We start from the raw sequence: 2,664 nt of genomic DNA on the forward strand, positions 1-2,664 counted from the left end.
TGACAAGTGACAAGAGCGAGGAGGCCGCTGCCGGGCGCCTGCCGCATCGTGTGACCGTGCGGCTTGCGGACGGGCGAACGCTGACCGTCGAACGCTCGGAGGCAAAGGGCTCGATTGCGGACCCCTTCGACGACATGGATCGCGAGTCAAAATTCCTCGATTGCTGTGCGGCCACGATGAACGAGGCCGAGATCGCGACGCTCTATGATCAGCTCGCCGGCATCGACGCAGCAGCCAATCTCAACTTCCTGTCCCCCGCATTGGTCGCGACGGGCCGCGCATAGGAGAGCCTGCCCGGCATCGGGCGCACAGGTGCGTCCGGCGCACTCAGGGGCATGTTCTCATCGACGGCGGCCCAGAAAAGCTCGGCACCGTGCCGGCTTGGCGATGCGGCACGGTAGAGGCGGATTTCGGCGGTCAGCTCCCAGGAGGGATCGGCCGCCGGCACGAGCACGCCGCTGCGCAGCTCCTCGGTAATCAGGCTTTCCGGGATCCAGGCCATGCCGCGCCCAGCCAAAACCATCGCCTTGAGGCCGACCGACATCGGGTTCTCGTAGACGGTGACGTGAGGGGCGGGCCGATCGGCGAAGAGCTTGGCCAGACGACGGGCAAAGAACGAGCAGCTGCCGTAGCTGAGCATTCGGACGGGCTCTCCTGTGGGGCGGAGAGCATGCACCGGCCTGCCATCGGCGCCGGCGATCGAGACCGGGATCGCGCGCTCGGAGCCAAGGCGGCGATAGATGAAACGAGCGGGATCAAGCAGCAGCGGCACGGTCTCATGCGCATAGGTCAGCAGGAAATCGCATTMGCCCTGGTTCAGGACCGCGACATTGCCGTCATAGGACGAATACTGGTCGCAGAAACGGGTCTTCACCGACCCAAGCCGCTCCTCGATGCGCCTGATGAAGCCGGGGAAATAGGTCAGGGACAAGGTGTTGAGCGTGGCGAAGACCAGCACTTCGGCCGTGTCTTCATGCTGCTGGCGCGCCTCCTGTCGCGAGGTCTGGACCAGCTTCAGGATCTCACGCGCCCGCGGCAGGAAGATTTTGCCCTCCTCCGTGATGCCGATCGGGTAGCTGCTGCGGTCGAACAAGGACAGGCCGAGCCAGCTCTCGAGCTGCCGGATGCGGCGGCTCAGGGCAGATTGCGTGACGTTGCGCTCACGGGCCGAGCGCGAGAAACTCAAGGTTGTCGAGAGGCTCACAAAGTCCTCCAGCCACTTCAGCTCCATCGCGTCGCATCTCCCTGTCCGGCGGATGGCAACCTGCCATGCCGGACGCGACAAGCAAACAGCTTGCCGCGAACGGGACCGGGGGCGATGCGGTGAAGGCGCAATGGCCGGATGCGGCCGGCCGTGGCCGCACCAGCGTCTCCGCTAGCGACGGAAACCACCATGGAATCCGCCGCCACGGAAACCTCCTCCGCCATGGAACCCACCGCCGCCGGTGAAGCCGCCGCCGTGGAAGCCGCCACCGCCACGGAAACCGCCAGCCTCCGCGAATCCACCGCCTCCTCGGAAGTTTTCCATCCGCTCGCCAYGGAACCGGCCGATCTGCTCACGGTCGAGATTACGGATCTCTCCGCCACCGGCATTGGCCCAGCGACCGTTCTGATGCTGCTCCCAGCCATTGCTCCCGCGGCGGAAGACCTCACCGTTGCGACCCGCGTAGTGGTCATTCGCGCGTGGGTGGTTGCGGGCGATGTCGCCGGCGTTCTGACGGATGTTCCCGTCATTCAGGCGCAGATTGCCAGCTCGCTCGCCCAGGCCGCCCTGCGCATTCAGATTGGCGCGTGCGTTGCCGAGATTGGCGCGCTGGCCGGGCGTGAGCCCGCCCCGGTTGGCGATGCGGGTGTCGATGCGGCTATGCACCGAGTTGTTCGTCCAGCGGTTGTAGATGTTGGCGTGGTTGAAGTTGAACTGGTTGAACGTATTGAAGTTGTTGATCACCACATTGTTGTGGCCCCAACCCCAGCCGCCGCCCCAGCCCCAGGCGCCACCGGCCCAGGCCGCGCCGGCAATGGCCCCCAGGGTGAACCCGGACACCGCGCCCCAGGCGAAAGCCGTGCCATATCCATAGGTCAGAGGTGCCGGATACCAGGCCGATCCGATCCAGGCCGGATAGACATAGCCGGTGCCGTAGACGACGACGCCGCCCGGTGCGGTGACCGTGCCGTAATAGCCCGGGGTATATCCGACATAGACGGTCTCGGGGGTGGAACTGTAGACCCTGACATAGGTCACGAAATGCAGGGGCGAACTCGGCGGAATAGCGTAGATCGCTGCCGGGACTTCGGTCGCGACAGTCCAGGGGCCGGCCGCGCTGTTCGCGACGAACCAGACACCGTTCTGGACTGCATAATAGGAACTGCCGGCCTTGATCACCGGTATCGCGGCATTGGCGACATATTCGAGGCTGGTGCCTTCGATCGGTTTCAGGTCTGGCTTCCCGTCATAGCGAACGCTCACCTTCGCCTTCTTGCGGTCGACCGTCGCGGTCTGCGGGATCTGATTGTCGATCAGGGAGATGCTGTAACGGGGCCTGCGTCGCGCGCTGCCCATTGCCACTTGCGTCTAGAAGGGCAAGCTGTCGCCGTTCCCGTACCGACCCTGAAGGTGGAGGATTACGGGATGAGGCTGTTCATCGGATTGGATGTGTCATTGGC

At 64.8% G+C, this 2,664-nt stretch carries 2 protein-coding genes and 1 pseudogene; 1 reads left to right on the forward strand and 2 read right to left on the reverse strand.

Annotated features, from left to right (window positions below):
- A pseudogene (locus AC1D34_RS36435) lies at positions 1 to 284 on the forward strand (hypothetical protein); the annotation flags it as partial.
- Here the strand turns inward: AC1D34_RS36435 and AC1D34_RS36440 are convergent.
- Together AC1D34_RS36440 and AC1D34_RS36445 are read right to left on the reverse strand one after the other, a co-directional pair.
- On the reverse strand, positions 209 to 1,231 hold the full coding sequence (locus AC1D34_RS36440; RefSeq protein WP_476826890.1) for a LysR family transcriptional regulator: 1,023 nt from the start codon (positions 1,229 to 1,231) through the stop codon (positions 209 to 211). The pseudogene AC1D34_RS36435 and the gene AC1D34_RS36440 overlap by 76 nt on opposite strands.
- A 144-nt stretch (positions 1,232 to 1,375) precedes the next feature.
- A complete protein-coding gene (locus tag AC1D34_RS36445; protein WP_476826891.1) occupies positions 1,376 to 2,560 on the reverse strand; it encodes a hypothetical protein in 1,185 nt (394 codons plus the stop codon).
- Positions 2,561 to 2,664 lie beyond the last annotated feature (104 nt).

Source organism: Allobosea sp. P1_A7 (assembly GCF_056406775.1).